This is a genomic window from Dyella japonica A8 (assembly GCF_000725385.1).
Taxonomy (GTDB): Bacteria; Pseudomonadota; Gammaproteobacteria; order Xanthomonadales; family Rhodanobacteraceae; genus Dyella; species Dyella japonica_C.
This window is the reverse complement of sequence record NZ_CP008884.1, coordinates 2,334,129-2,359,655: the sequence shown is the minus strand read 5'-3', so window position 1 is coordinate 2,359,655 and position 25,527 is coordinate 2,334,129. Positions and strand designations below refer to the sequence as shown.

At 65.8% G+C, this 25,527-nt stretch carries 22 protein-coding genes; 11 read left to right on the top strand and 11 right to left on the bottom strand.

Annotated elements, in window-relative coordinates:
• Window positions 1-277 precede the first annotated feature (277 nt).
• From HY57_RS09760 to HY57_RS09740, 5 genes are all read right to left on the bottom strand, one after another.
• The gene (locus tag HY57_RS09760) at window positions 278-1,414 is read right to left on the bottom strand and encodes an SRPBCC domain-containing protein (protein ID WP_019464127.1); all 1,137 of its coding nucleotides are present in this window, start codon (window positions 1,412-1,414) and stop codon (window positions 278-280) included.
• A complete protein-coding gene (locus HY57_RS09755; RefSeq protein WP_235186640.1) occupies window positions 1,411-1,911 on the bottom strand; it encodes an ArsR/SmtB family transcription factor in 501 nt (166 codons plus the stop codon). The genes HY57_RS09760 and HY57_RS09755 overlap by 4 nt, the downstream gene beginning before the upstream one ends.
• A gap of 10 nt (window positions 1,912-1,921) precedes the next feature.
• Window positions 1,922-3,241: a hypothetical protein gene (locus tag HY57_RS09750; RefSeq protein WP_019464129.1), complete on the bottom strand. Its 1,320-nt coding sequence runs from the start codon at window positions 3,239-3,241 to the stop codon at window positions 1,922-1,924.
• Between the two features lie 181 nt (window positions 3,242-3,422).
• Window positions 3,423-4,535: a glycosyltransferase family 4 protein gene (locus HY57_RS09745; RefSeq protein WP_019464130.1), complete on the bottom strand. Its 1,113-nt coding sequence runs from the start codon at window positions 4,533-4,535 to the stop codon at window positions 3,423-3,425.
• Window positions 4,532-5,239 carry a polysaccharide deacetylase family protein gene (locus HY57_RS09740; protein WP_019464131.1) on the bottom strand — a complete coding sequence of 236 codons (708 nt, stop codon included), beginning with the start codon at window positions 5,237-5,239 and terminating at the stop codon, window positions 4,532-4,534. The genes HY57_RS09745 and HY57_RS09740 overlap by 4 nt, the downstream gene beginning before the upstream one ends.
• Before the next feature lie 285 nt (window positions 5,240-5,524).
• Here HY57_RS09740 and HY57_RS09735 point away from each other — a divergent pair, with 285 nt between their 5' ends.
• On the top strand, window positions 5,525-5,845 hold the full coding sequence (locus HY57_RS09735) for a hypothetical protein (RefSeq protein ID WP_019464132.1): 321 nt from the start codon (window positions 5,525-5,527) through the stop codon (window positions 5,843-5,845).
• A gap of 375 nt (window positions 5,846-6,220) precedes the next feature.
• Here HY57_RS09735 and HY57_RS09730 read toward each other — a convergent pair whose 3' ends face one another.
• The 5 genes from HY57_RS09730 to HY57_RS09710 form a co-directional block, all read right to left on the bottom strand.
• Window positions 6,221-6,892, bottom strand: a complete 672-nt coding sequence (locus HY57_RS09730; RefSeq protein ID WP_019464133.1) for a glutathione S-transferase family protein — start codon at window positions 6,890-6,892, stop codon at window positions 6,221-6,223.
• A gap of 1,364 nt (window positions 6,893-8,256) precedes the next feature.
• Window positions 8,257-8,856 (bottom strand): 2'-5' RNA ligase family protein, encoded by a 600-nt coding sequence (locus tag HY57_RS20850; protein ID WP_019464208.1) that lies wholly within the window; start codon window positions 8,854-8,856, stop codon window positions 8,257-8,259.
• Between the two features lie 12 nt (window positions 8,857-8,868).
• Window positions 8,869-12,336 carry a methylmalonyl-CoA mutase family protein gene (locus HY57_RS09720; RefSeq protein ID WP_019464209.1) on the bottom strand — a complete coding sequence of 1,156 codons (3,468 nt, stop codon included), beginning with the start codon at window positions 12,334-12,336 and terminating at the stop codon, window positions 8,869-8,871.
• A 371-nt stretch (window positions 12,337-12,707) separates the two neighbouring features.
• Window positions 12,708-13,646 carry an alpha/beta fold hydrolase gene (locus HY57_RS09715; protein WP_019464210.1) on the bottom strand — a complete coding sequence of 313 codons (939 nt, stop codon included), beginning with the start codon at window positions 13,644-13,646 and terminating at the stop codon, window positions 12,708-12,710.
• On the bottom strand, window positions 13,643-14,266 hold the full coding sequence (locus HY57_RS09710) for a TetR/AcrR family transcriptional regulator (protein ID WP_019464211.1): 624 nt from the start codon (window positions 14,264-14,266) through the stop codon (window positions 13,643-13,645). Before HY57_RS09710 ends, HY57_RS09715 begins: the two co-directional genes overlap by 4 nt.
• A gap of 175 nt (window positions 14,267-14,441) precedes the next feature.
• Here HY57_RS09710 and HY57_RS09705 point away from each other — a divergent pair, with 175 nt between their 5' ends.
• Window positions 14,442-14,771 (top strand): YXWGXW repeat-containing protein, encoded by a 330-nt coding sequence (locus HY57_RS09705; RefSeq protein WP_019464212.1) that lies wholly within the window; start codon window positions 14,442-14,444, stop codon window positions 14,769-14,771.
• Window positions 14,772-15,010: 239 nt separating this feature from the next.
• Window positions 15,011-15,385, top strand: a complete 375-nt coding sequence (locus HY57_RS09700) for a YXWGXW repeat-containing protein (protein WP_019464213.1) — start codon at window positions 15,011-15,013, stop codon at window positions 15,383-15,385.
• Window positions 15,386-15,442: 57 nt separating this feature from the next.
• On the opposite strand, the gene HY57_RS09695 is transcribed toward HY57_RS09700, so the two are convergent.
• On the bottom strand, window positions 15,443-16,180 hold the full coding sequence (locus tag HY57_RS09695; RefSeq protein WP_019464214.1) for an AraC family transcriptional regulator: 738 nt from the start codon (window positions 16,178-16,180) through the stop codon (window positions 15,443-15,445).
• A 147-nt stretch (window positions 16,181-16,327) separates the two neighbouring features.
• Here HY57_RS09695 and HY57_RS09690 point away from each other — a divergent pair, with 147 nt between their 5' ends.
• The 8 genes from HY57_RS09690 (at window position 16,328) to HY57_RS09655 (ending at window position 25,482) form a co-directional block, all read left to right on the top strand.
• On the top strand, window positions 16,328-17,269 hold the full coding sequence (locus tag HY57_RS09690; protein ID WP_019464215.1) for a proline racemase family protein: 942 nt from the start codon (window positions 16,328-16,330) through the stop codon (window positions 17,267-17,269).
• On the top strand, window positions 17,266-18,378 hold the full coding sequence (locus HY57_RS09685) for an NAD(P)/FAD-dependent oxidoreductase (RefSeq protein ID WP_019464216.1): 1,113 nt from the start codon (window positions 17,266-17,268) through the stop codon (window positions 18,376-18,378). Before HY57_RS09690 ends, HY57_RS09685 begins: the two co-directional genes overlap by 4 nt.
• A complete protein-coding gene (locus HY57_RS09680) occupies window positions 18,375-18,620 on the top strand; it encodes a 2Fe-2S iron-sulfur cluster-binding protein (RefSeq protein ID WP_019464217.1) in 246 nt (81 codons plus the stop codon). Before HY57_RS09685 ends, HY57_RS09680 begins: the two co-directional genes overlap by 4 nt.
• Window positions 18,613-19,887 carry an NAD(P)/FAD-dependent oxidoreductase gene (locus tag HY57_RS09675; protein ID WP_019464218.1) on the top strand — a complete coding sequence of 425 codons (1,275 nt, stop codon included), beginning with the start codon at window positions 18,613-18,615 and terminating at the stop codon, window positions 19,885-19,887. Before HY57_RS09680 ends, HY57_RS09675 begins: the two co-directional genes overlap by 8 nt.
• Before the next feature lie 14 nt (window positions 19,888-19,901).
• On the top strand, window positions 19,902-20,807 hold the full coding sequence (locus HY57_RS09670; protein WP_019464219.1) for a dihydrodipicolinate synthase family protein: 906 nt from the start codon (window positions 19,902-19,904) through the stop codon (window positions 20,805-20,807).
• 1 nt (window position 20,808) lies between these two features.
• Complete coding sequence (locus HY57_RS09665) at window positions 20,809-22,401, top strand: aldehyde dehydrogenase family protein (protein ID WP_019464220.1); 1,593 nt, start codon at window positions 20,809-20,811, stop codon at window positions 22,399-22,401.
• A complete protein-coding gene (locus HY57_RS09660) occupies window positions 22,401-23,609 on the top strand; it encodes a M24 family metallopeptidase (RefSeq protein WP_019464221.1) in 1,209 nt (402 codons plus the stop codon). Before HY57_RS09665 ends, HY57_RS09660 begins: the two co-directional genes overlap by 1 nt.
• Before the next feature lie 118 nt (window positions 23,610-23,727).
• A complete protein-coding gene (locus HY57_RS09655; protein WP_019464222.1) occupies window positions 23,728-25,482 on the top strand; it encodes a DUF885 domain-containing protein in 1,755 nt (584 codons plus the stop codon).
• Window positions 25,483-25,527: the final 45 nt, after the last annotated feature.

Genomic DNA, 25,527 nt, shown 5'->3' with positions numbered 1-25,527 from the left:
GGCATAAGAGCCTGTTCATGAGCTCGCTGTAGCACCTTGCTTCCCCTCACCGTCATCCCCGCGAAAGCGGGGATCCAGTGCCTTTAAATACCATGGAAAGCCGAAAGTCGCTGGATCCCCGCTTTCGCGGGGATGACGGTGAGGAAATCTGGCGCTTGAAGGATGCCGTGAACAGGCTCCAAGACAGAACGTGGTGCTCCATCCGACAACCCGCGATGTGCACCACGCACCGTGTCGCACCGGCCATCACAGGGCAGCGCCTAGCATTTCTCGCTGGTTAAGCTGCGCTCGCCTTGCGCAGCGGCGTGACGTTGGTGGCATCGGCCTTGCCGGCGAGATCCGGCTCGGCCGCGATGAAGCTGGGCCGGGCCTGCATCACCGCCTGCGCGCGCTGCACGTTGGGATACTTGGCAAGCAGCGCCGGGCCTTCCGGCATGCGAGACAGCGAGTACAACAGCGGCGCGGCAAGGTAGTCCGCCATGCACGGGGCGTTGCCCACAAGATAGTCGCGCTTGCCGTAGGCGGCGTCGAGCGTGGCCAACACGCGATCGATGTCGGGCAAGGCAGCATCGATGATGGTGCGATCCGGTTGCTTGTCCGCCGAGGCGGGGAACAGGTACTGCAGTACAAAGCGCTTGACGATGGCGTCATAGCCATAGTCATCCATCACGCTGTACCACTGTTCGGCGCGCGCACGCGAGGTGACGCCGCTCTGGGGAAGCAGGCTGGGACCGTCGAACGCTTCATCGATGTAGCGCAGAATGGCGCGCGTCTCATAGAACTCCAGCGGGCCGTCGTACATCGCCGGGATCCTGCCGAACGGATGCAAGGCATCGATATCGGGCGTATGCGGCGCCACCGCCTTGAGCGTGTAAGCCACGCCCTTCTCCGCCAGTGCGATGCGAACGGCGCGCACGTACGGGCTGATGGGGCTGCCCACCACGATCACGTTGGCGGCGGTGCCATCGGGGTCGAGGTAATCCACCAGGTGGTTGAACACGGACGTCCAGCCCTGGTTGTGATCGTCGCGCGTGGCGGCGTCGGGGAAGCCAGTATGGCGCATGTGCAGCTGAGTACCATGGTCTTTCTCGGTCAGCGTCACTTCGATGAGCGTGGTGCGCGCGGCTGCGTCGCCCGCGCCATCCCACGCCCAGGTATAGGCGAGGAACGATGGCCGCTCGATCGCCTGGTAGGTACCGCTGGCGCCGTGCGTCGAGCCATCCTTGCCGGCCATGGTGATGTGGTAGCGACCGCCGACGCGCAGGTCGGAGCTGACTTCGCCCATGTGCATGCCGCGCGGGCAATGCCAGACCGCCATGGCGGCCTCGTCGGTGAGGGCTTCGAACACCTTGTCGCGCGGTGCGCGGATGAAGCGGGTCATTTCCAATTCGAAAGTGGCGGCTTGGGTGGTCATGGCTTTTTCCTCGGTACGCGTGGTGCGCCGGTGCCGCGTTTTTCCGCATCGGCGCGATGGGTTCGCTCGACAAATTCGACCAGTCGATCCAGGTTGCCTTCCCAGTGGCGGCGATACGCTTCAAGCCAGTCGTGCGCATCGTGCATCGGCTCGGCCCGCAGGCGGCAGATGCGCCACCGTGCGTCCACTTCCCGGGCGATCAGCCCCGCGCTTTCCAGCACCCGCAGGTGCTTGGAGATGGCCGGCGCGGACATGTCGAAAGGTTCGCCCAACTCGCCCACGGTGGCTTCGCCCCTGGCCAGCCGGGTCAGGATGGCGCGTCGCGTGGGGTCTGCGAGCGCGGCGAAGGTGATGGACAGCGGGTCGTCGGTGTTGGCCATGCACTCAATTAACCATTTGGTTAATTGATAGTCAAGCGCTTTTTTGTCGCCTTTTCGTGAAGAGGCGATGGAGGTACCGGTGCAGGGAAAGACGCGGTGGCGGCGCGACGCCGCCATCGCACAGAGATCAGAACTTGTACGAGATCATCAGGCGGTTGTACGTAAACGACTCGTTGCCGGGGTTCAGGTTGGCGATGCCGCCGGCTGATTTTTCCCAGCGGTCGCGCAGCTGCAGGCCTTTGAGAGCACCATCGAAGTTGTAGATGATGTCGAAGTACATGTCGTGGCTGTCACCACGCTCGAGCGAGGTGTACTTGGCATACGCGGCAACCAGCTGCAGCTTCTTGTCGAAGAAGTTGTAGATCGCGCGGCCCTTCCACGCATGGCCGGGGCCGATTTCCACCAGGCCGCGAATCATCGAGGTGGTGAACAGCGGATCGGTGCCGTAGTTCGCGGTGTACGGGGAAATCAGCGCACCATCACCCACCGCGCCGGATTCGCCGCTGAGCCTGTTGTACGCAACATCGATGCTGCCGTCGTAGATGGTGGTGCCGATGCGCGCGCCCCACGCCTCGGCCTTCACGCGATCACCCGCCACGCCCACCAGCTTGGTATGCGTATCCACCAGGATGTTGTTGCTGCCGCTGTCTTCGTTGAGCCATTGCGCGGCCACGTAGGGGTCGAATGGCGTACCGGTCTTGAACGTGTAGCTGCCGTTGACGTAGCCCATGCGCGCGAAGTGCAGGAAGTTGTAGTACCAGGCTTCGGCCTTGAGGTCGCCCTGTTTATACGTGGTACCGGCGGCCCAGGTACCGTTGGCCTCCGGCGCGGTTTTCGGCAACGAACCATTGTTGCCGTACATGGAGTCGCCCTGGTACGTCGACGGGTAGTACAGGTTGTCGTTGTACATGCCCTGCGACGTGCGGCTCTTCCAGCTGAAGGTACGGATGGCGTAGATGTTCCAGTCCTTGAGCGGGGTGAAACCCACCAGCGCCGCGTTGTACGACGAGGGAATCACGCGCGAGTCGTTGCCGCCCATCCACGGCGTGTCCAGATACTGGTAGCCGCCACGGAACAGGAACCAGTCCCGCTGGTATTGCAGATAGGCCTGGCTCCAGGCGCCCAGCGAACTGTTCGGGCCCATCAGCGAGGTATCCGTCTTGGCAATGGTGTCCGGCTTGGTGCCGAGCATGTTGGCCGTGACGAAGGAACCACCGAAGCTGAGTCCGCCGAGCACCGTACCGGTATGCCCGTTGATCAGTGCCGCCAGCGACAACGCGCTCGCATCCGGCGTATTGGGCGTGTCGTACATGCGATTGAAGTTGTACAGGCGGAGCTCGCCATCGACATGGCCGTTGGTGAACAGGTCGTTGAAACTGCCACTATCGGCGTGCGCACAGGCCGCGCACCCTGCCATGGCCCATGCCACGGCCAGCTTGCATCGCATAGCTCTCTCCCCACCCGGGATTTATTAGTAACGCCAGGCGCGCTCGCGGCGCCACTGCACCGCCTGGCCACCCGATGATTGCCGATCGATTGTCATCAGTTTGTCACAGCCGGCGCCCGGCCAGGCGAACCCTTCCGTGGAAGGGTTCGCCCATGCCAAGGAGGGGACAGCCCGCCACGACTCAGGTGGCGGCTTGATGAAAGCCGTGCATGGGCTCGGAGCCAAAGCGCAACAACCATTCGAAATCGCGGGCAACGGCGGCGTTGCTGAAATGCTCCATCACGAACACGCGCGCGGCAATGCCCATGCGCCGGCACAGCGATGGATCGCACATGGCGAGGATGGCGTTGCACCAGTCCTCGATATTGCCCGGCTCCAGCAGCTGGCCCGTCACGCCATCTTCCATCGTCTCAGGCACGCCGCCGATGCGGCTGCCGAGTACCGGCACGCCGCAGGCCTGCGCCTCGATGGCCACGCGTCCGAAGGTTTCCAGCTCCACCGAGGGAAAGGCAAGGAACGAGAACGCGCCGTAGTAACGCGCGGTGTCATTCACCCAGCCGGTGAAATGGTGGCGCGTGGGCGCACCGCCCTGCTCGGCCATGCCGTGCACCACGTTTTCTTCCGGACCATTGCCTACCCACAGCACGTGCAGGCGGGGCTCGATGGCCATCGCCGCATTCGCCGCCTGCATGAGCTGCGTGACGCCCTTGCCGCCGTGCATGCGCCCGGCGTATCCCATGACGATGGCGTCTTCGGGAATACCGAACTCGCGCCGCACCTGCGCGCGACGCCCAAGATCGGAACGGAACAGATTCGTATCCACCGGGTTGTAGGAAATATGCACAAGCTCCGGCGGCACGCCCCGGTTGAGGTAGGCGTTGCGTGCAAAGTCCGACACGGCGATGAAGCGCTGGGCGAGCCGCGGCACGCCATACTCGGACAGCCGGCTCATGCGCGGATTGCGATGGCGGAACAGCGCCACCGGCGTACCCGTGAGACGGCCGCAGGCGATCAACGGCCAGTACTCCTTGCCGAAGTTGCCCACCAGCCAATCCGGTCGGAAATGGGCGATACGGCGCAGCACCGCACTGTAGCCGCGCAGGTCGAACGCGTTGCGGAACTTGCCGGGAAACACCGGCACATGTGCCGCCGCCATGCCCTCGCCGATCAGTCCCTGTCGAGACACGATGCTTTCCACTTGATGCCCGGCCTGCGCCATCGCGCGGGCAAGCGCCACGAAATGCGTGGCCGCGCCGGTGTTCTCGGGATTGGTGCCAACGAAGAGCAGCTTCATGCGCGCTTGTCCTCGTAGCGGGTGAGCACTTTCGCCATTACCTGCGGCAACAGGTGATGGCGCGCTACCTGGATGCGCGGCAAGCGCCACAGGTCGATGGACGCGCCCGACTCCGCACGACCGCGATCGGTGGTGGTGGCCGCGGCATAGCCGGCCTCGCGCGCGGCCTCGACAGCGCGCTGGTCGTAGTCGCCGTAGGGGTAACAGAACTGCGTGATCGGTATGCCAAGGCGATCTTCCAGCTCAGCCTTGCAGCCCTGGATCTCGTCGCGCTGGTGCCTGTCGCTGCACTGGCTCAGATGCACATGCGTGCGCGAGTGCGCGCCAACCTCCATGCCGCCGTTGTGCCAGGCGAGCAGTTCGTCGGCCGACATCAGCGGCTTGCGGATGCCGAGCTTTTCGTCATCCCACGCGTTGTACTGACCGAGATAGCCGCTCACCGCGTAGCAGGTCGCGGTAAACCCGTACCGGCGCAGTGTTTCCATCGCCCATTCGAGGTTGTCGACATAGCCATCGTCCAGCGTGACGACGGCGATCTTCCCCTGCTTGTCGCCACGCAGGTAAGGCATGGCGTCGGACATCGACACGCCGCGATATCCGAGCATCCGCAACAACGCCATCTGCCGGGCGAATGCACCGGGCGAGACGTACAGGCTGCGATACACGCCGAGGCCGTCCGGCACTTCGGCGATGTTGTGATACATGAGGATGGGTATCTTCACGACGCTCCCGGGGATTCAACAAAACGTAGGCGCAATAACCCTATCCCTCATACACCCTGAGGGCTGCGCCAGCCTTTCATTGGCTTGCGCGAGCTTGTCGTCTTGCCTGGCATGGGCCCAATGGCCGGCCCGGCTGAACACACGCTTTCGCGAACGTGAAGATTTCCTGATGCGACACCTGCTGTCGCATCGGCAAATGGACGGCCTTACGGCCGACTGACGACCTGCTCGCCAGCCGGGCTCATTCCCTTCTGACCACTGCGGCCGATGGATCAAGCGTCGTGTTTACGCGATCTATACGATGCCCGCGGCACGCCGATATCGCTTCTTTACGACGCCCGCACCGACAATGCCGGCATGAAGACCCACACACATCATTCTCGCAGCATCGGATGGCGCACCGCCGGCATCATCCTTTCCGCGCTGTTGTTTGTGCTGGCCCTTGCCGAGCTGATGCTGCGACCAGGCAATGACGCCGCGATATGGCGCGGCCTCGCCCTTTCCTCGCTGTACCTGGTGATGTGCCTGAGCCAGCGACGACTGTTCGCGCCCGCCCGCACGCACGGCAACCGGCGCGCTCGCTGGTAGGAACTCACTCTCCGTCAGGGAGATATCGCCACCCGGCGGATGGCATCCCATGAGATCAGGAAGGCTTGCAGCCGGGTCGCCGCAGGTCGGGTGTGCGGGCAGCTACCGTGCACCTGCGGCGCCGGTTGCAAACCTTCCCGATTTCCGCGGTCATGCGTGATGCTCCTGCGGGAGCGCACCCTGTGCGCGACATGTCCCTACGGCCGGTTCGCGCGCCCCGGTTCTGCGGTCGCGCACAAGTGGGCTCCTACAGGGGGCATGGTGTAACTGTAGGAGCGCACTTGTGCGCGACCACAAAGGCCGACAACAACCGACTATTGGGACGCGGTCGCACGCCCGTCGCGCACAGGGTGCGCTCCCACCACCGGCGCCAGGTTAGCCGAGTGCCCCGTACGGGCCGCCCCGCTCCAGCGCGCGCTTGTAGGCCGGTCGTTGCTGTATACGCTTCACGAACGCGGCGATGTGCGGCAGCTTGGTCGCCATGCCACTGCGCGCCATCGCCGCTTCCATGGGAAAGCTCATCTGGATGTCCGCCGCACTGAACGCGCTGCCAACGAACCAGCCGGTGGGGGTGAGTTCCTTGTCCACGTACCCCAAGTGCAACGCCAGCTGCGGATCCACGAAGGTCGACTGCAACGTGTTGGCGATCTTCCGCGCAATCGGCCTGGCGAAGAACGGCATGGGTGCGCTGGCGATACGCGACGCCACCAGCTTCAGCAGCAGCGGAGGCATCGCGGAACCTTCCGCGTAGTGCAGCCAGTAGGTGAAGCGCAGCCGCTCAGGCATGCCCGGCAGCGGCGCCAGGCGACCGGTGTCGTAGCGGTCGATCAGGTATTCCACGATGGCCCCCGACTCCGCCACGACCTGCCCGTCATCCTCGATCACCGGCGACTTGCCCAGCGGGTGGATGGCCCGCAGTTCCGGCGGCGCCAGCAAGGTGCGGGGATCGCGTTCGTATTTGCGGATTTCGTAGGGGACTTCCAGCTCTTCCAGCAGCCAGAGTACGCGCTGGGAGCGGGAGTTGTTGAGGTGGTGGACGGTGAGCATGGGGGGTGTTCGCTGGGTGACTGGTGGAGGCTAGCACGGGTGGCTTGGGGCGGGGATTCGGGGGTTCCTTCTGGGGGTTCGCGCAAGGACGCGAGGATGTGGAGGCGGTCAGGGCCTGTTTCGCGGGTGCTTCCGTGAGGCGGGGTTGATGGTTTCGCTTGGGGCGGGCTTCACTGTGCTGGCCTGGCCTGGCGTGGACTGGGTCTGAGGATGCGAAGGCGCGCGTATGCAAAGCGCGTCCTTCGGACATTGGCTTTGCTTTGTGGGGCGCCTGCGAATGGCTTTGCCAATCCAGGCTCACCGCCTCAAAAGAACCGTCATCCCAGCGAAGGCTGGGATCCAGTGACTTTGCTCTTGGCCTTCGGAGTCGGCGTCCCCGCGATCTGGCCGCTTACGCAGCGGGCGTTTCGACCTTCTGCCGAAGGCCGAGTCACTTTTCTTTTGCTGGCCCAAAAGAAAAGTAACCCAAAGAAAATGGCCTTGAGAGCCAGAGCTGGCAGCATGTCGTGGGGATACGCCCGAACGCGTGGGGCGCGTTGTGGCGCGGCCACCTTCGCCTCTACACAGCGGATACTTCCAAGCGCTTCGCAACGCGCCATGGCGATGAGGACTTAAAGCGGACACTCGCTTCGCTTTGGCGCCGATAGGACACCCACGGCCGCCCCGCTTTTCTCTTTTCTGTGGGAGCGCACCCTGTGCGCGACAAGCCAACGGAGCGGTGAGCACGAGACGCCTCTGTCGCGCACAGGGTGCGCTCCCACGAGGGTTCCGCCTGTTTGAGTTGCTCCGCCAGCGGCTCGGGCCCTTGCTCTGGCTTTTGGCTTTTGGCTTTTGGCTTTTGGCTTTTGATCTCCCGGGCCCCCGTATGACGCGGCGGGCGGGTGGAGATCAGGCCCCGCAGGGGTGCCAGGGAGGGATTCCAGGCACTTTTCGACGGGGCAGGATGCCCCGCCGAAAAGCCCGGAACCCGCCCGCGAACCTTCCGGGCTGCAAGCCCGGAAGGCGCGTCATCCGGGGGCCTTTCTTTGGGTTACTTTCGACGCGAAATTAGTCCCCGTGGGATCTTTTGGGCAAGCAAAGAAAAGTGACCCGGCCTCCGGCAGGAGGGCGGAAGCCCGCCGTAGGCTAGCCAGGTCGCCGGAGCGCCTGAGGCGACAACCAACCACTACCGCTACTGGATGACCAGCCATACGGCTGTTGAAAAGCGCCTCCGACCTACGCCGGGATGACGATGCAAAGCGGTGAGGCTAGGTTACGCCCTCACCCCGCCCTTCTCCTCGCGCCTCAAGGCCCCAGCCTTCCACACCCGCTCCCCGCATACCCAGCGTGGAAGAGAGCAAAAGCTCAAAGAGCACAAGGCAACCTTACGCGGCCGCGCGCAGCGGCCACCGCCCGATCACATCGTGCTTGTGCTTCCCCACATGGCTGCGAATAAGCACGAACTCATTCACGTGCCAATCAATGGGCTCACCCGAACTGGCCGGCGGCTCGACATCGTTGGCGTAGTACAAGGTCACATGGGGCGACAGGGTGCTCTTGTCCCAGCCGAACCCGTGCTTGAACAATGCCTGGCCAATAGCGTCCTTCAACGTCTGCACACGCGCGCCCGTTTCCTCGTCGCTACAAAGGACGAGGCAGGATGTGTCGAAGCCCCCATTGAACTTGTCGAACCCGTCAAGGCGAAGATCAAACGGCGAAGCGACTACGTCCGTGCCTGCTCGCTTGAGCGATTCCTCGAACGGGGCGCGGAGCCGCTTCAGCGTTTTCGGGGTGCAAAGCGTCAGGTGCAGCCGGTGATCCTCGACGGGCGAGGGACGCGCCGACTGCACCGCGTGAACGGCGTGGGCGCGCCGCTCACCGATCTGCTGCAGGGCCTGGCCTTCCGGCATCAGGGCAAAGAAATAGGCGCAATCGGGCTCCAGTCCTTCGTCGCCCGACCATCCGAACAGATCACCGCCAGCCATCACCCACCCCGCTTACATGTTGCGCCGGTACTCGCCACCCACGTCGTACAAGGCGTGGCTGATCTGGCCCAGCGAGTTGTACTTCACCGCTTCCATCAACTGCTCGAACACGTTGCGGCGATCGCGTGCAGTGTTCTGCAGGGTCTTCAGGCTCTCCGGCGCCAAGCCATTGCGCGCCTGGCCGAAGGCCAGCACGTTGTCGATCTGTTGGCCCTTCTCGCCTTCGGTGGAACGGATGAGTTCGATCTCGGTGGCGATCTCGCCGCCATGGTCCTTGGGCAGGAAGGTGTTCACGCCGATCAGCGGGAGGCTGCCGTCGTGCTTCTTCTGCTCGTAGTACATCGACTCTTCCTGGATCTTGCCGCGCTGGTACATGGTGTCCATCGCGCCAAGCACGCCGCCGCGCTCGCTGATCGCCTCGAACTCCTTGTAGACGGCCTCTTCGACGATGTCGGTCAGCGCATCGACGATGTGGCTGCCCTGCCAGGGGTTCTCGTTGAAGTTGAGGCCCAGTTCCTTGTTGATGATCATCTGGATCGCCACCGCACGACGCACGCTTTCCTCGGTCGGCGTGGTGATGGCCTCGTCGTACGCGTTGGTATGCAGGCTGTTGCAGTTGTCGAACAGCGCGTACAGCGCCTGCAACGTGGTGCGGATGTCGTTGAACTGGATTTCCTGCGCGTGCAGCGAGCGGCCGGAGGTCTGGATGTGGTACTTCATCATCTGGCTGCGTGCGCTGGCGCCATAGCGCTCGCGCATGGCGCGCGCCCAGATGCGGCGGGCCACGCGGCCGATCACGGTGTATTCCGGGTCCATGCCGTTGGAGAAGAAGAACGACAGGTTCGGCGCGAAGTCGTCGATCTGCATGCCGCGCGCGAGGTAGTACTCGACGATGGTGAAGCCGTTGCTCAGCGTGAAGGCCAGCTGGCTGATCGGGTTCGCGCCGGCTTCGGCGATGTGATAGCCGGAGATGGACACGGAGTAGAAGTTGCGCACCTTGTGGTCGACGAAGTACTGCTGGATGTCGCCCATCATGCGCAGCGCGAATTCCGTCGAGAAGATGCAGGTGTTCTGCGCCTGGTCTTCCTTGAGGATGTCCGCCTGCACCGTGCCGCGCACGGTCTGCAGGGTTTCTTCCTTGATGCGCGCGTAGGTTTCCGCATCCACCAGCTGGTCGCCGGTGACGCCGAGCAGGCCAAGGCCGAGGCCTTCGTTGCCCTTGGGAAGGTCGCCCGAGTACTGCGGACGGCCATGGGGGAACATCGCGGCCAGCTTCTTCTCGGCAGCGGCCCAGCGCGCCGGGTCTTCCTTCAGGTACTTTTCAATGTTCTGGTCGATCGCGGTGTTCATGAACATCGCGAGGATGATCGGCGCGGGACCGTTGATGGTCATCGACACCGAGCTGCTCGGCGCGCTGAGGTCGAAGCCGGAGTACAGCTTCTTCATGTCGTCCAGCGTGGCGATGTTGACGCCGGAGTTGCCGATCTTGCCGTAGATGTCCGGGCGCGGCGCCGGGTCTTCACCGTACAGCGTCACCGAGTCGAACGCGGTGGACAGGCGCGTGGCCGCGCCGCCCTGGCTCAGGTAATGGAAGCGGCGGTTGGTGCGCTCCGGTGTGCCCTCGCCCGCGAACATGCGGGTGGGATCCTCGCCGGTGCGGCGGTACGGATACACGCCGCCGGTGTACGGGTAGTGGCCGGGCAGGTTCTCGCGCTTCAGGAAGCGCAGCAGGTCGCCCCAGTCCTTGGTCTTGGGCGGCGCGACCTTCGGGATCTTCTGGTGACTGAGCGATTCGCGGTAGTTCTCCACGCGGATCACCTTGTCGCGCACCTTGTACTCGTTGACCTCCTCGGTCACCGACTTGTAGCGCTTGGGCCAGTCGTGCAGCAGGTGGATCGCTTCGTGGCTGAGTTCCTTGATGGCCGCGTTGTAGCGCTGGCGCAGGGTCAGCAGGCTGCGGTCGGCGCCCTCTTCGTGCAGCGCGTCGGATTCATAGCGGGCCAGTTCGCGCGGCAGGTGCGCGTCGCCCAGTTCCTTCAGCGACTCGTAGTAGTGCTGCGCCTTGCTGGCGAACTCGGCTTCGCGCTCGATTTCCTTGTTGATACCGCGGCCCTGCTCGGCGATCTCCGCCAGGTAGCGCACGCGCGCACCTGGGATGAGCACGGTGGCACGCGGTTCCTTCAGCGTGGTGTCGAGGTTGGGCGACCACTTGTCGGCCGGCAGGCCGAGCTTGTCGCGCAGCAGACGGCACAGGTTGGTGAACATCCAGGTCACGCCCGGATCGTTGAACTGGCTGGCGATGGTGGGGAACACCGGCACCTGCTCGTCGGTGAGCGTGAAGGCGGTGCGGTTGCGCTTCCACTGCTTGCGCACGTCGCGCAGCGCGTCTTCCGCGCCGCGCTTGTCGAACTTGTTGAGCACCACCAGTTCGGCGAAGTCGAGCATGTCGATCTTCTCGAGCTGGCTGGCCGCGCCGTAGTCGCTGGTCATGACGTAGGTGGGGAAATCCACCAGGTCGACGATCTCCGAATCGCTCTGGCCGATGCCAGCGGTTTCGACGATGACAAGGTCGTACGGCTGCGCCTTGAGGAAATCGATGCAGTCGCGCAGCACCGCGCTGGTGGCGGCGTGCTGGCGACGCGTGGCCATGGAGCGCATGTAGACGCGATGGCTGCGCAGCGAGTTCATGCGGATGCGGTCGCCCAGCAACGCACCGCCGCTGCGGCGGCGGGTCGGGTCCACAGCCAGCACGGCGATGCGCATCTCCGGGAAGGCATGCAGGAAGCGCAGCAGCAGCTCGTCCACCACCGAGGACTTGCCCGCGCCGCCGGTACCGGTGACGCCGAGCACCGGCGTCTGCTTGCCGGCCATCTTCCACTGCTTGCGCAGGTGGTCGAGTTCGGCCTCGGCGATCTCGCCTTCTTCGATGGCCGAGAGCACGTGGCCCACGGCAATTTCGTTGCCGATATCGACCAACGGCGTCACGGCGGACGACTGCTCTTCCTTCGCCCGTTTCACCGCAGCGGCGCGCGTGCGGTGCATGACGTCCTCGATCATCTCGGTGAGGCCGAGCTTCATGCCGTCGTTCGGGTGATAGATGCGCTCGACGCCGTAGGCCTGCAGCTCGCGGATTTCTTCCGGCGTGATGGTGCCGCCGCCACCGCCGAACACGCGGATGTGCGAGGCGTTTTGTTCCTTGAGCATGTCGACCATGTACTTGAAGTACTCGACATGGCCGCCCTGGTAGGACGACAACGCGATGGCGTCGGCGTCTTCCTGCAGCGCGGCGCGCACCACGTCCTCCACCGAGCGGTTGTGGCCGAGGTGGATCACCTCCGCGCCCTGCGACTGGATGATGCGACGCATGATGTTGATGGCCGCGTCGTGGCCGTCGAACAGGCTGGCGGCGGTGACGAAGCGCAACGGGCGGCTCTCCGCCGTGGCGGCGCTGGCGGAAACGTGCTGGGCGGGGGAACTCATGGGGACTCCGGGGACTGCGGTGCGTCGGACTCCCGATTTTAGAGGATGGTTACGTTCGGAACATGTTGCGGCGCGGTGGTGGCGTGATTTTTTTGCTGAAACCGTGCGCAACGGTATGTCTGGCGCCATCACTGGCGAAACGCACCGCCTTTCCTGTAGGAGCGCACTGGTGCGCGACCGTGGCGCCATGGCGTCATCGCTCTGTAAGGTCGTCGCGCACAGGGTGCGCTCCTACAAGGAGGCGGCTCAGGCGAGGCGCCTTGTGGTGGGAGCCCACCCTGTGGGCGACCGCAGCGCCGCAGGGTCACCGCGCCGTCAGGCTGTCGCGCACCAGTGCGCTCCTACAGGGCGGGCGGACGGTTCGCTGTCGCTCAGCTGTCACCAAACGGCAGATTCGGCGAGGAGACGACACGTTCGCCGACGTTCTCGCCGCGCAGGAAGGCCAGCGACACGTCGATCACCTCGGGTGCGTCCAACACCTTGTGGTGACCCAGCCCTTGCGTGGTGTACAGACGCGCGCCGTGCCAGTGGCGTGCATAGCGCTCGCCTTCGGCCCAGGGCACCTCAAGGTCATCCATGTCATGCACGATCAGCGCCGGCTGCCCCAGCGACGGCAGGTATCGGTGCACCTGCAGGTCGTGGATGTTGATGCCGGTCATCGCTTCCAGGCTGTCGTGCATGCGACCACGCAAGTGGTCACCCAGCCGCACCAGGCGGCTGAAGCGCTGCGTGGCCGCCACCGGGTCGGCAGCCGGGGCGATGAGGATCAGTTTCTGCGAATGCCAGGCATCGCCCTGCGCCAGCGTCGCGGCGGCGCCACCCAGTGAATGGGCGATGGTCAGCGCGGCCTCGCCGAAGTGGCGCCCCACTTCGCGCACGGTCTCGATGAAATCGGGCAGCGTGCAGTGGCGCCCGTCGCTGAGGCCATGGCCCGGCTGGTCGAAAGCCACCAGCGCATAGCCCATGTCACGCAGGGGTTTCACCCACGGCTGATAGCGCAGGCCGAAGCTGGACCAGCCGTGCACGAGCAGCACGTAAGGCTGTCGCGCCGGGTCGCCCCAGGTGTAGGTGGCAATACGCTGCCCATGGACTGACAGCTCGCCGCGCTGCATTTCCGCGTCTTGCGGCGCGGTCTGCGCGCGGGCACGGCTGCTGGCGAACGGCGTGGTGAAGATGCGCACGGCGCGCTTCACCGCGCGTGCCGGCGCGATGCGGCTGCCCAGCGCGAAGCCGGCGCGCACCGCGCCTAGCGTCATGGCGCCGGGACCGCGGCGGTGGGGCTTGGCGACGGGTGTGGCTTGACGGGTCATGGCGCAGTCCTCCGATCCGGCTGCGGGGCGTAGCTGGTGATCAGGCGTTCGAAGCCCGCCAGCGTGTGCCGGCGCGCTTCATCGAAACCGAACAGGGCTGCATCGTGGTGCAGGCCCAGCATCAGGGCGTAGATCTCGAAGGCGAGCTGCGAAGGGTCGGTATCGGCAGCCAACTCCCCGTTGCCAATGGCGTGGCCAATGGCGCGGCACATTTCCCGCCGCCAGCCGGCCTGTTGCCGTGTGACATGGTCATGCAGCGGCCCTTCGCGGCCGTCGTACTCGCTGGCCGCGGCGAGCAGCACGCAGCCGCTCTGGTATTCGTGCGCCCACTCCACCCAGTTGGCCACGATGGCGCGCACCCGCGGCAGGCCGCGCGGCAGCTTCAGGGCGGGCCACTTCACGTGTTGCAGGAAGCGCAGCTGGCCTGCTTCAAGTACTGCCAGTTGCAAGTCCTCGCGCGAGCCGAAGTGCGCAAACACACCACTCTTGGACATGCCCACGTCCTGCGCCAGCGAGCCGATGGACAGTCCTTCCAGGCCATCGCGGCGCGCCAGCGCGTAGGCGTGTTCAAGGATGAGTTCGCGCGTGGCGGCGCGCTTGCCGGTGGGTGCGATGTTCATGGCCGATAAAATAGCACGACCGTTCGTTCTTTTATCGTCAAGAAAACTGAATGAACGGACGTCACTTACCTCTACGAACCTGAACAAGCGCGGCCCAGGCCGTCAACACATCAGAGAAATCTGCCGTTCTCCGCCCTGAAGCCGCACGGTGCGGCCGATCCGAAGGAGGCGGCTCATGCTGATCATCACCCGCAAACTTGCCCTGCTCGTGGCAATCGGCCTGACCGGCGCGGGCGCCGCGACCCATGCCCCGGATGCTGTCGCCGGCGTCGCGGTCTCGGTGGCCGTGGGCGTCGCCCCTCCACCGCCGCGCTACGAAGTCGTACCGCCGCCGCGCGTCGGCTACGTATGGGCACCCGGTTACTGGCGCTGGGATGGTCACCGGCATGTCTGGATCAGTGGCTATTGGGTGCGCGCCCGCCCGGGCTACATCTATCGCCCAGGGCACTGGGAACATGCCCGCGACGGCTGGCGCTGGCATGACAGCTACTGGGGCGGACGCTGACCCCGCAGCTCCTTGCGGCAAGGCGGAAGCATGACGCCGCCGCCCGCGCACGGTAGTCCCGCCGCATCAGTGACATAGACCGAGGGAGACCGGACAGGGGCCACCCAAGGCCCTCCCCGTCATCGCAAATACTTGCCACAGAAGGAAAAACCAGACTTTCCAAGAAAGGTAACCCACAGCCACGCACGGCATCGTCTGATCACCGCACTCACCTATTCTTCACAAAGGCAAACTCATCCATGTCGATTCGTCTCGTCGCACTGACCGCCCTGACCCTGCTGGCCAGCGGCTGTGTCGTGGAGCAGCCCGCACCCCGCCCCCACCCGCGCCCCGTCGTTGTCGAGCAGCCGGTGGTGGAGCGTGAAGTGGTGCAGCGTGAATACGTGGAAGTGGTGGCCCCGCAGCCGCCGCCGACCGTGATCGTCGAGGAAGAGCCCGTGCACCGTCCGGGTTACGTCTGGGCCCACGGCTACTGGCACTGGAACGGCCATGAGTACATCGCCGTGCACGGCCACTGGGAAGCGGAACGCCCGGGTTACCACTACGTGCATCCGCACTACGTGCAGCACAACGATGGCTGGCACCTCAACGTCGGCGTGTGGGTACAGGGCTAAGCCCTCCGATCCCGCGCTGCTCCCCAAGAAAGCCCCGCTTGATGCGGGGCTTTTTTGTCAGGACACCAGTTCGGGTTCGGGAGCGCGGTGATTCCCCGACGATGTCACCACACTGCGGTAATCACGCGGCGTCATGCCCACCGTGGCTTTGAACTGGCGCGAAAACGCACTCTGGTCGGCGAAGCCGCAAGCCAGGCCGATCGCCGCGATGCTGTCGTCGCCATGCAGCCGGCGCATCGCTTCCTCGATGCGCAACTTGGTCTGCAACTGTTGCGGAGTCAGCTGGAACACCTTGCGGAAATGGCGCTCCAGCTGCGCCACCGACAGATCCGCCAGTTCGGCGAGATGCGCCACGCGCACGCCTTCGGCGTAGTGCTCCTGCAGAAAAGCCAGCACACGGCGCAGGCGCGCATACGTGGGGTGACGCCCATCCGGCCGCCCGAGATCGCGCGAAATGCCCACGATGCCGCGCACCTCGCCGCGCTGACGCAAGGGCCGCTTGCAGGTAAGGCACCAGCCTGTGTTGCGGTTGGGGAACATGTGCACTTCAAGCTGGTTTTCCATCACTTCGCCGTCGAGCACGCGCTGGTCCTGTGAGGCGTAGGAACCACCCAGCGCCTTGGGAAACAACTCGGTCACACTGCGGCCAATGACGTCGCTGCGATGCTTGAGCCCCAACCGCCTCACCAGGGTGAGGTTGGCATGCGTGTAACGGCCCTCGCTGTCCTTCACGAAGAACACGACATCGGGCACCGCGTCGAACAACGCTTCCAGTTCGTCGGCAGAAATCTTCATCTGGATGAAAGCCCTCAACTCCGCACAGATCGTTGCTGCACTTGCAGCATAAGCCGATTGGGCGATTTTGCATTGTGCCGATTTCCGCATCGCGGGGCGGTAAGCGTTTCTAGACCGACCAGGCGACGCGGCGCGAGCATAAGCACCATGCATACCATAGACGTGATCGACTCACATACCGGTGGCGAACCGACCCGCGTCGTGATCGCCGGCTTCCCCGACCTGGGTGGCGGTTCGCTGATGGAACAACGCGAACGCTTCCGCCGCGACTTCGACCGGTGGCGCAGCGCCATCGCCTGCGAGCCGCGTGGATCGAGCACCGTGGTGGGTGCGCTGCTGTTGCCCCCGCAGACGGAAGGCGCGTGTGCCAGCGTGATCTATTTCAACAACGTGTCCTATCTCGGCATGTGCGGTCACGGCACCATCGGCCTGGTGCGCACGCTGCAGCACATGGGGCGCATCGGTCCCGGCAGGCATCGCATCGATACGCCAGTAGGGACCGTCGGCGCGGAATTGCACGAGGATGGCCGCGTCACCATCGACAACGTGGAAAGCTATCGCCACGCGGCCAATGTCAGCGTCAACGTGCCCGGCTATGGCCGCGTCACCGGCGATATCGCATGGGGTGGCAACTGGTTCTTCATCACCCATGACACGCCGCTGCCGGTCGAAATCCAGCACCAGCGTGCGCTCACCACCTACACCGAAGCCGTGCGCCACGCGCTGGAAGCCCAAGGCATCACCGGCGCGGAAGGCGGCGAGATCGATCACATCGAGGTGAACACAAGCTCGCCGGTTGCCGGACTGGATGGCCGCAACTTCGTGTTGTGCCCCGGACTCGCCTACGACCGCTCGCCCTGCGGCACCGGCACCAGCGCCAAGCTGGCCTGCCTTGCCGCCGCCGGCACGCTGGCACCGGGTGACACGTGGATGCAGGAAAGCATCCTCGGCAGCGTGTTCGAAGGCCGTTACACGCCCGGCACGCGTGGCGTGCACCCGCAGATCACCGGCACCGCCTTCGTGGTGGCGCGCAGCACGTTGTTGTTCGACGAGGCGGACGCCTTCACCTGGGGCAGCGGCGCGGAATGAACGGCAAGGCCGCCACGTTTGACCTGATCGTCATCGGCGCCGGCATCATCGGCGCCAGCTGCGCCGACGTGGCCAGCGCCGAAGGCATGCGCGTCGCCATCGTGGAGCCAGGCCCGGTCGGCGGTGGCGCCACGGCGGCGGCGATGGGCCATCTGGTAGCGATGGACGACGACCCGGCCGAACTCGCGTTGGCGCACTATTCGCTCCGCCTGTGGGAAGACTTCGCCGAACTGAAGGAAGCGGAGTTCAGCCGCTGCGGCACGCTGTGGGTGGCACGCAACGACCAGGAACTCGGCGCCGCACGCGAACGCATCGCGCGCCTGAAGGCCGTGGGCATCGATGCCTCGCTGCTTGACGCCGCGACGCTCTACGAACTCGAACCCGCGCTGGTGCCCGGGCTGGCCGGTGGCATGCTGGTACCCCGCGAAGCCGTGGTGTATCCGCCACGCATGGCGAACGTCCTGGTGAACCGGGCGCTGTCGCGCGGTGCGCGGCTGTATGCCGGCCGTCGCGCGCAATCGCTGCCACGTGGCGGCGTGCAGCTCGACGATGGCACACACCTGTCCGGCCCGGTGCTGGTGGCCACCGGTTGCGCCCTGCCCACGCTGCTGCCGGCGCTGGCCATGCGCGCGCGCAAGGGGCATCTCGTCATCACCGATCGCTATCCCGGATTCATCCGCCACCAGTTGCTTGAGCTGGGCTATGCCGACAGCGCCCACGGCGATGCGGACAGCAGCGTGGCGTTCAACGTGCAACCGCGGCCCACGGGCCAGATCCTGATCGGCTCTTCGCGCGAGTTCAGCGCGAACGATGCCGATGTATCACCGGCCATGGTGCAGCGGATGCTGGCACGCAGCTTTGCTTTCGTGCCGGCATTGCGCCAGTTGCAGGCGCTGCGCATCTGGACCGGTTTTCGCCCCACCACCCCGGATGGGCGTCCCTACCTCGGCGCCGTACCCGATGCCGTCGACCAGTGGGTGGCTGCGGGCCACGAAGGGCTGGGCGTCACCACGGCGCTGGGCAGCGCAACGCTGATGATCGACTTGATCCAGGGGCGCCGCCCCGCGATCGATCCCACGCCGTACTCGCCCTCGAGGATGGCCGCATGAGCGCACTCGTGCGACTCACCGTCAACGGCAACGCGGTGGAGGTACCTGCCGGCGCCAGCGTGGCCGCGGCCGTTGCGCACGTCACGCTGCACTTCCGCCGCTCTGTGCGCCAGGCTCCCCGTACGCCGCTGTGTGGCATGGGCGTGTGCTTCGAATGCCGCGTGCAAGTTGATGGCGTCGCCCATGTGCGGGCATGCATGACGCCCGTCAGCGAGGGCATGCAGGTGGTGACCGATGGCTGAGCACTACGACGTTCTGGTGGTGGGCGCTGGCCCAGCCGGTCTTGCCGCGGCGCGAGCGGTGGCATCGCATGGCGCGCGTGTCGGCCTGATCGATGCGCAGCCGCGCGCGGGCGGGCAAGTGTGGCGGTACGACGTGCGCCAACCCGCGCCGCGCGCCGCACGCCAGGCCATCGCCAACCTGCGGGGCGTGGAACTGCTGGCGCAACACAGCGTGGTTGCCGCCGAGGCGTCGGCGCTGCGCGTGGAGACTCCGCAAGGCAGCAAGCTGCTTTCCTTCGGTTCGCTAGTGCTTGCCACTGGCGCGCGCGAACTGTTGCTGCCCTTCCCCGGCTGGACCTTGCCGGGCGTCACCGGCGCCGGCGGCCTGCAAGCCCTCGCCAAACAAGGCTGGCCAGTGGAAGGCAGGCGCGTGGTGGTGGCCGGCAGTGGCCCGCTGCTGCTGGCCGCCGCCGATACGCTGCGCAAGCACGGCGCCCATGTGCTGGGCATGTACGAACAGGCATCCCCCGCCAGCGTGGCTTCCTTCGCCCGGCAACTGCTGGCCTGGCCTGCGCGCGCGTGGCAGGCCGCCGGCCTGCGTGCGCGGCTCGCTGGCGTGCCATACCTGCCGGGATCGTTCGTGCGCAACGCGCATGGCGTGGACACCGTGCAGCGTGTCGACATCGATACGCCACGTGGCGTGCGAACCGTCGAATGCGATTTGCTCGCGGTGGGCTATGGCCTTGTGCCCAACACCGAACTGGCCCAGCTGCTCGGCTGTGCCCTTGATGACGCGGGCAAGCATCCACGTGTGCAGGCCGACGCCTTGCTGCGCACCAGCGTGCCGCAGGTGTTTGCCGCGGGCGAGGCCTGCGGTATCGGCGGCCAAGCGGTTGCGCGCATCGAAGGCGCGATGGCCGGTCACATGGCCACCGGCCACAGCCAGGCGGCCCAGGCGCTGCTGCCGCGACGTGACCGCGAACGGCGCTTCGGCGCCCTGCTCGCCCGGCATTTCGCGCTTGATCCGCGCCTGCACAAGCTCGCCGACGATCTCTCCACCATCTGCCGCTGCGAAGACGTGCGCATGGGCGACCTGGCCGGTTTCACCGACGCCCGCGCCGCCAAGCTCGCCACGCGCTGCGGCATGGGCGCCTGCCAGGGCCGCATCTGCGGCACCGCCCTGGCCGAGCTGGGCCATTTTCCACGCAGCGGTGCACGACCACCCATCTTTCCCGCCCGGCTGGCCACGCTGGCCGGGCTCGCCACCCTTTCTTCTGACGACGCATAACGAGGTAGTTGATCATGAGCAACGCATCCATCTGGCACGGCGTAATTCCCGCCATCACCACGCCGTTTACCGCCAACGGCCAGGTCGATCACGACTTCCTCGCCAAACACGCGCGCACGCTGATCGATAGCGGCTGCAAGGGCATCGTGCCGCTGGGCTCGCTGGGCGAGGCAGCCACGCTGTCGTTCGACGAGAAGCTCGACATCATCCGCACACTGGTGAAGGCGCTCGACGGCCGTGCGCCGGTCATCCCGGGCATCGCCGCGCTGTCCACCGACGAGGCGGTGCGCTTGGCGCGCGAGGCCAAGGCACTCGGCGCCTCGGGCCTGATGGTGCTGCCGCCCTACGTGTATTCCACCGACTGGCGCGAAATGGGTGCGCACCTGCGCGCCGTGATCGCGGCCACCGACCTGCCCTGCATGCTCTACAACAACCCCATTGCCTACAAGACGGATTTCTCGCCGGAACAGATCGCCGAACTCGCGCATGAATTCCCCAACGTGCAGGCGGTGAAGGAATCCTCCGGCGACGTGCGCCGCTTCGCCGCGCTGCGCTCGCTGCTGGGCAACCGACTGGAACTGCTGGTGGGCATGGACGATGCCATCGTGGAAGGCGTAGCCATGGGCGCACGCGGCTGGATCGCCGGCCTGGTGAACGCCTACCCGAAGGAGTCGGTGAAGTTGTTCGAGCTGGCGCGCGACGGTGGTGCCGATGCCGCCGCCGAACTGTACGCCTGGTTCCTGCCGCTGCTTCGCCTGGACACCGTGCCCAAGTTCGTGCAGCTGATCAAGCTGGTGCAGGAGAAGGTCGGCATGGGCAGCGAACACGTGCGCGCACCGCGACTGGTGATGCACGGTGCCGAGCGCGACACTGCGATGCGCGTGATCGACCACGCCATCGCGCACGCTCCGGTGCTTTGACATGAGCGTGCAACGGCTGCTCATCGACGGCGATTGGCGCCTGCCCCTGCAGCTGATCGGCGCCTTCCGCGCGGAAGACCCGACGACGGGCGAGCCGATCGGGCCGGCATTCCCGCTCTGCGGTGCGGCTGACGTGGAGGCGGCGCTCAGCGCCGCCGCTGCGGTGGCCGACGAACTGGCCGCCACGCCGCCGGAGCGCATTGCCGCGTTTCTTGAAGCGTACGCCGCGGGGATCGAGGCGAACGCTGACGCGCTGGCCGATCTCGCCCATGCGGAAACGGCCTTGCCGAAGAGCCCGCGGCTCGCCGCAGTGGAGTTGCCGCGCACCACCAACCAGCTGCGCCTGGCCGCCCAGGCCGTGCGCGACTACGCGTGGACCCAGCCGGTGATCGACACCGCCGCCGGCCTGCGTGCGCATCGCGCACCGTTGTCCAAGCCCGTGCTGGTGTTCGGGCCCAACAACTTCCCGTTTGCCTTCAACGCCATCGCGGGGAGCGATTTCGCTTCAGCCATCGCCGCGCGCAATCCGGTCATCGCCAAGGCGCATCCCTCGCACCCCGCCACCAGCGAACGCCTCGCGCAGATCGCCTTCGCCGCGCTCCAGCAGGCGGGCCTGCCGCTGGCTTCGGTGCAGTTGCTCTATCACTTCGATTACACCGTGGGCGCGCGCCTTGCCGGTGATGCACGGCTGGGCGCCATCGGCTTCACCGGCAGCCGCGCGGGCGGTCTGGCGCTGAAGGCAGCTGCGGACAAGGCCGGCATTCCAGCCTATGTCGAACTCTCCAGCGTCAATCCGGTGTTCCTGCTGCCGGGCGCACTGGCCGAACGCGGCACGGCGCTGGCGCAGGAGTTCTTCGCCTCCTGCACGATGGGCAGCGGCCAGTTCTGCACCAACCCGGGCGTGGTGATCGTGCCGCGCAGCGACGCAGGCGATGCCTTTGTCGCGGCGGCTACCGCGCACTTCGCCGCCGCCGCGCCGGGCGTGCTGTTCTCGCGTGGCGTGCTGGAGCACCTCCAGCAGGGTGTCGCCGCGCTGCGCGAGGCAGGCGCGGAGCTGCTGGCGGGAGGCACGGCCGGCGCCACCGGCTACCGTTACGCACCAACGCTGTTGAGCGTCGATGCGGATCGTTTCCTGCAGGAGCCCAAGGCACTCCAGACCGAAGCCTTCGGGCCCGTGAGCCTGCTCGTGCGGGTACGCGACGCACAGCAGATGGCGCAGGTGGCCCAGGCGTTCGAGGGCAACCTCACCGGCACGATCTACAGCACCGACGACGGCAGCGACGACGCTGCCTGGGCAACCGTCGCATCGGCGTTGCGCCCGCGCGTCGGGCGCCTGATCGGCAACCGCATGCCCACGGGCGTGGCGGTAAGCCCAGCGATGAACCACGGCGGCCCTTATCCCAGTACCGGCCACCCTGGCTTCACCGCCGTGGGCATGCCAGCCGCCATCACGCGCTTTACCGCCCTGCATTGCTACGACCATGCTCCCGAACACCTGCTGCCCACCGAACTGCGCGACCGCAATCCCGGCGGACTGGCGCGACTGGTGGACGGCGCATGGCGTACCGATGATCTCCCCCACGGAACCCCCTGATGACGACACGCGCACAGATCGGCGGACTCGACCCCACGCAGGCCCGCGCTTCGCTGGCTCCATGGCAGCACGTCGCCGCACCCATCCGCGCCCATGAGTATGAGCAACGACTGGAACGCGCCCGGGCCCTGCTGCGTGAGCAAGGGGTCGATGCGCTGCTGATCACGGCCGGCACGTCGCTGCGCTATTTCAGTGGCGTGCCCTGGGGTGCGAGCGAACGCCTGGTGGGCCTGCTGCTCACGGCCCGTGGGGCGCCCGTGGTGATCTGTCCTGCCTTTGAGGCAGGTTCGCTGGAACGCGTGCTGCTGGTACCCACCGACATCCGCCTGTGGGAGGAGCACGAGAATCCACAGCAACTCGTTGCCGACGTGCTGCGTGAGCGAGGTGCTGGCAGTCTTGCGCTCGATCCGGCCGCCCCCTACGTCATGGCGGAGCGCCTGCGCGCCGTGCTGGGTGGCAAGCCGCTGGTCGATGCCAGCGCCATCGTGGACGGCTGCCGCATGTGCAAGTCACCGGCCGAGCTGGCGCTGATGAAGCAGGCCACGGCGATGACGCTGCAAGTGCACCGCCTTGCCGCGGGACTGATGCGCGAAGGCATCAGTCGCACCGAACTCGTCCGCTTCATCGACGAAGCCCATCGCGCCATGGGCGCCGACAACGGCTCGACCTTCTGCATCGTGCAGTTCGGCCAGGCCACGGCGTATCCGCACGGCGTGCCGGGCGAGCAATACCTGCAACCAGACGAACTGGTGCTGATCGACACCGGCTGCACCGTGCAGGGTTATCACTCCGATATCACCCGCACCTACATCTTTGGCCGCCCCAGCGCGGAACAGGCCCGCATCTGGGAACTGGAGCAGGCGGCGCAGCGCGCGGCCTTCGAGGCCATACGCCCGGGCGTGAGTTGCGAGTCCGCCGATGACGCCGCCCGCCGCGTGGTGGAGAAGGCCGGCCTGGGGCCCGACTATCGCCTGCCCGGCATTCCGCATCGCACCGGGCATGGCTGCGGCATGAGCATCCATGAATCGCCCTACCTCGTGCGTGGCGACCGCACGCCACTGCAGCCGGGCATGTGCGCAAGCAACGAGCCGATGATCGTGGTGCCCGACCGCTTCGGCGTGCGGCTGGAAGATCACTTCTACGTGACCGAGGACGGCGCAGAGTGGTTCACGCTGCCTTCGCCGGCGATCGACCAACCCTTCGCATGACTTCGCCCATCTCCTGTGGGAGCGCACCCTGTGCGCGACAAGCCAACGGAGCGGTGACGCCGCAGGCCAGTCGCGCACAGGCTGAGCCCCCACAAGGGCAACCCTCTGGCGCTGCGACATGAAACCCTTCTTCCTCGCCCTCGCCTGCACGCTCTGCCTCGCCCCTGCCCTGCAGGCGCAGGCCACCGATAACGCCACTGCCCGCTTCCGTGCGATCTACACCAAGGAGTGGGGCTGGCGCCAAGCACAGTTCGATGGCACGGACGACGAAGACAACCACGACGCCGCACTGGCCGATCATCTCCCCAGGGTCGATGCCGATACCCAGGCCATGCGCGAGCGCTACTGGGCCGATGTACTCCAGCAGTTGGACGCGATATCGCCACGCCAGTTGCAAGGGGAGGACCCGGTCAACTATGCCGTGTACCGCAACCAGATCCAGACGCTGCTCACTGACCAGCATTTCCGCACCTGGGAGATGCCCTTCAACAGCGACACCGCGTTCTGGACCAATCTGGGCTTCACCGCGCGCCGCACGCTACGCACAGCGGACGACTACCGGCACTACATCGACCAGCTGAAGGACATCCCGCGTTACTTCGACGAAGAGACGGCGAACATGCGCGCAGGGCTGGCACGCGGCTTCAGCGTGCCCAGGGTGACGCTGGCAGGACGCGACCAGTCCATCGCCGACGTGGCCCATGCCAGGGGCGACGACAACCTGTTCTACACGCCGTTCCGCAAGATGCCCGCCACGATACCCGCCGATGCGCAGGCCCGCTTGCGGCAGCAGGGCCGCGACGCGATCCGTACGTCGGTGATCCCCGCCTACGCGAAGCTGCTGGACTTCATGCGCAACACCTACATGAAGCAGACGCGCACCACGCTTGCGGCGGAAGCCATGCCAGACGGCAAGGCGTTCTACCAGTCGCAGATCCGCGAATTCACCACGCTGGACATGACGCCCGACGCCATCCACGAGCTGGGCCTGAAGGAAGTGGCGCGCATCCGCAAGGAGATGGACGCAACCATCCGTGAGAGCGGCTTCAAGGGCAATTTCCCCGAGTTCCTGCATGACCTGCGCACCGACCCGAAGTTCTATCCGAAGACGCCGGACGAACTGCTCAAGGACGCCGCGTGGATCGCCAAGCGCGTGGACGGCAAGATCGGCAACATCATCGGACGGCTGCCACGGCAACGTTTTGCCATCGAACCGGTGCCGGCCGATCTCGCGCCGTTCTACACAGGCGGACGCGGCGGCCCGGGCATCTATCTGGTGAACACCTATGACCTGCCCTCGCGCCCGTTGTATTCGCTCACCGCGCTGACCCTGCACGAATCGGCGCCCGGCCATGCGCTGCAGATGCCCTTGGCGATGGAGCACGAAGGCCTGCCGGACTTCCGGCGGTATACCTATATCTCCGCCTATGGCGAGGGCTGGGCGCTCTACTCCGAACGACTGGGCGTGGAAATGGACATGTACGACACGCCTTACGATCGCTTTGGCTACCTGAGCTACCAGATGTGGCGCGCATGCCGCCTGGTGGTCGATACCGGCATCCACCACAAGGGCTGGACGCGCGAGCAGGCGCAGGCGTTCATGCGTGACAACACCGCGCTCAGCGAACACGAAATCGACACCGAGGTGGACCGCTACATTGCCTGGCCGGCCCAGGCACTGTCGTACTACCTGGGCGAGCTGGCTATCGTGGATGCACGCGCGAAAGCGGAGAAGGCGCTGGGCGAACGCTTCGATCTGCGCGCCTTCCACGACACGGTGTTGTCGCTGGGCTCGGTTCCGCTGCCGGTACTGCAGCAGGAAGTGGGCAAGTTCATCGCCAACGGGGGCAGATCGCCGTACGCCACGAAGTAACTGCTCAATAACCAGAACATGCTTTCTTTGCCGGGGGAGACACCG

What these genes read in the sequence shown, in the direction of transcription:
- HY57_RS09705 (WP_019464212.1), top strand. Translation starts at nt 14,442, where the DNA reads ATGCTGATCATCACCCGCAAACTTGCCCTGCTCGTGGCAATCGGCCTG.
- HY57_RS09670 (WP_019464219.1), top strand. Translation starts at nt 19,902, where the DNA reads ATGAGCAACGCATCCATCTGGCACGGCGTAATTCCCGCCATCACCACG.
- HY57_RS09715 (WP_019464210.1), bottom strand. Translation starts at nt 13,646, where the DNA reads ATGACCCGTCAAGCCACACCCGTCGCCAAGCCCCACCGCCGCGGTCCC.
- HY57_RS09660 (WP_019464221.1), top strand. Translation starts at nt 22,401, where the DNA reads ATGACGACACGCGCACAGATCGGCGGACTCGACCCCACGCAGGCCCGC.
- HY57_RS09695 (WP_019464214.1), bottom strand. Translation starts at nt 16,180, where the DNA reads ATGAAGATTTCTGCCGACGAACTGGAAGCGTTGTTCGACGCGGTGCCC.
- HY57_RS09675 (WP_019464218.1), top strand. Translation starts at nt 18,613, where the DNA reads ATGGCTGAGCACTACGACGTTCTGGTGGTGGGCGCTGGCCCAGCCGGT.
- HY57_RS09700 (WP_019464213.1), top strand. Translation starts at nt 15,011, where the DNA reads ATGTCGATTCGTCTCGTCGCACTGACCGCCCTGACCCTGCTGGCCAGC.
- HY57_RS09720 (WP_019464209.1), bottom strand. Translation starts at nt 12,336, where the DNA reads ATGAGTTCCCCCGCCCAGCACGTTTCCGCCAGCGCCGCCACGGCGGAG.
- HY57_RS09655 (WP_019464222.1), top strand. Translation starts at nt 23,728, where the DNA reads ATGAAACCCTTCTTCCTCGCCCTCGCCTGCACGCTCTGCCTCGCCCCT.
- HY57_RS09710 (WP_019464211.1), bottom strand. Translation starts at nt 14,266, where the DNA reads ATGAACATCGCACCCACCGGCAAGCGCGCCGCCACGCGCGAACTCATC.
- HY57_RS09665 (WP_019464220.1), top strand. Translation starts at nt 20,809, where the DNA reads ATGAGCGTGCAACGGCTGCTCATCGACGGCGATTGGCGCCTGCCCCTG.
- HY57_RS09730 (WP_019464133.1), bottom strand. Translation starts at nt 6,892, where the DNA reads ATGCTCACCGTCCACCACCTCAACAACTCCCGCTCCCAGCGCGTACTC.
- HY57_RS09760 (WP_019464127.1), bottom strand. Translation starts at nt 1,414, where the DNA reads ATGACCACCCAAGCCGCCACTTTCGAATTGGAAATGACCCGCTTCATC.
- HY57_RS20850 (WP_019464208.1), bottom strand. Translation starts at nt 8,856, where the DNA reads ATGGCTGGCGGTGATCTGTTCGGATGGTCGGGCGACGAAGGACTGGAG.
- HY57_RS09745 (WP_019464130.1), bottom strand. Translation starts at nt 4,535, where the DNA reads ATGAAGCTGCTCTTCGTTGGCACCAATCCCGAGAACACCGGCGCGGCC.
- HY57_RS09750 (WP_019464129.1), bottom strand. Translation starts at nt 3,241, where the DNA reads ATGCGATGCAAGCTGGCCGTGGCATGGGCCATGGCAGGGTGCGCGGCC.
- HY57_RS09740 (WP_019464131.1), bottom strand. Translation starts at nt 5,239, where the DNA reads ATGTATCACAACATCGCCGAAGTGCCGGACGGCCTCGGCGTGTATCGC.
- HY57_RS09690 (WP_019464215.1), top strand. Translation starts at nt 16,328, where the DNA reads ATGCATACCATAGACGTGATCGACTCACATACCGGTGGCGAACCGACC.
- HY57_RS09755 (WP_235186640.1), bottom strand. Translation starts at nt 1,911, where the DNA reads ATGGCGGCGTCGCGCCGCCACCGCGTCTTTCCCTGCACCGGTACCTCC.
- HY57_RS09685 (WP_019464216.1), top strand. Translation starts at nt 17,266, where the DNA reads ATGAACGGCAAGGCCGCCACGTTTGACCTGATCGTCATCGGCGCCGGC.
- HY57_RS09735 (WP_019464132.1), top strand. Translation starts at nt 5,525, where the DNA reads ATGGATCAAGCGTCGTGTTTACGCGATCTATACGATGCCCGCGGCACG.
- HY57_RS09680 (WP_019464217.1), top strand. Translation starts at nt 18,375, where the DNA reads ATGAGCGCACTCGTGCGACTCACCGTCAACGGCAACGCGGTGGAGGTA.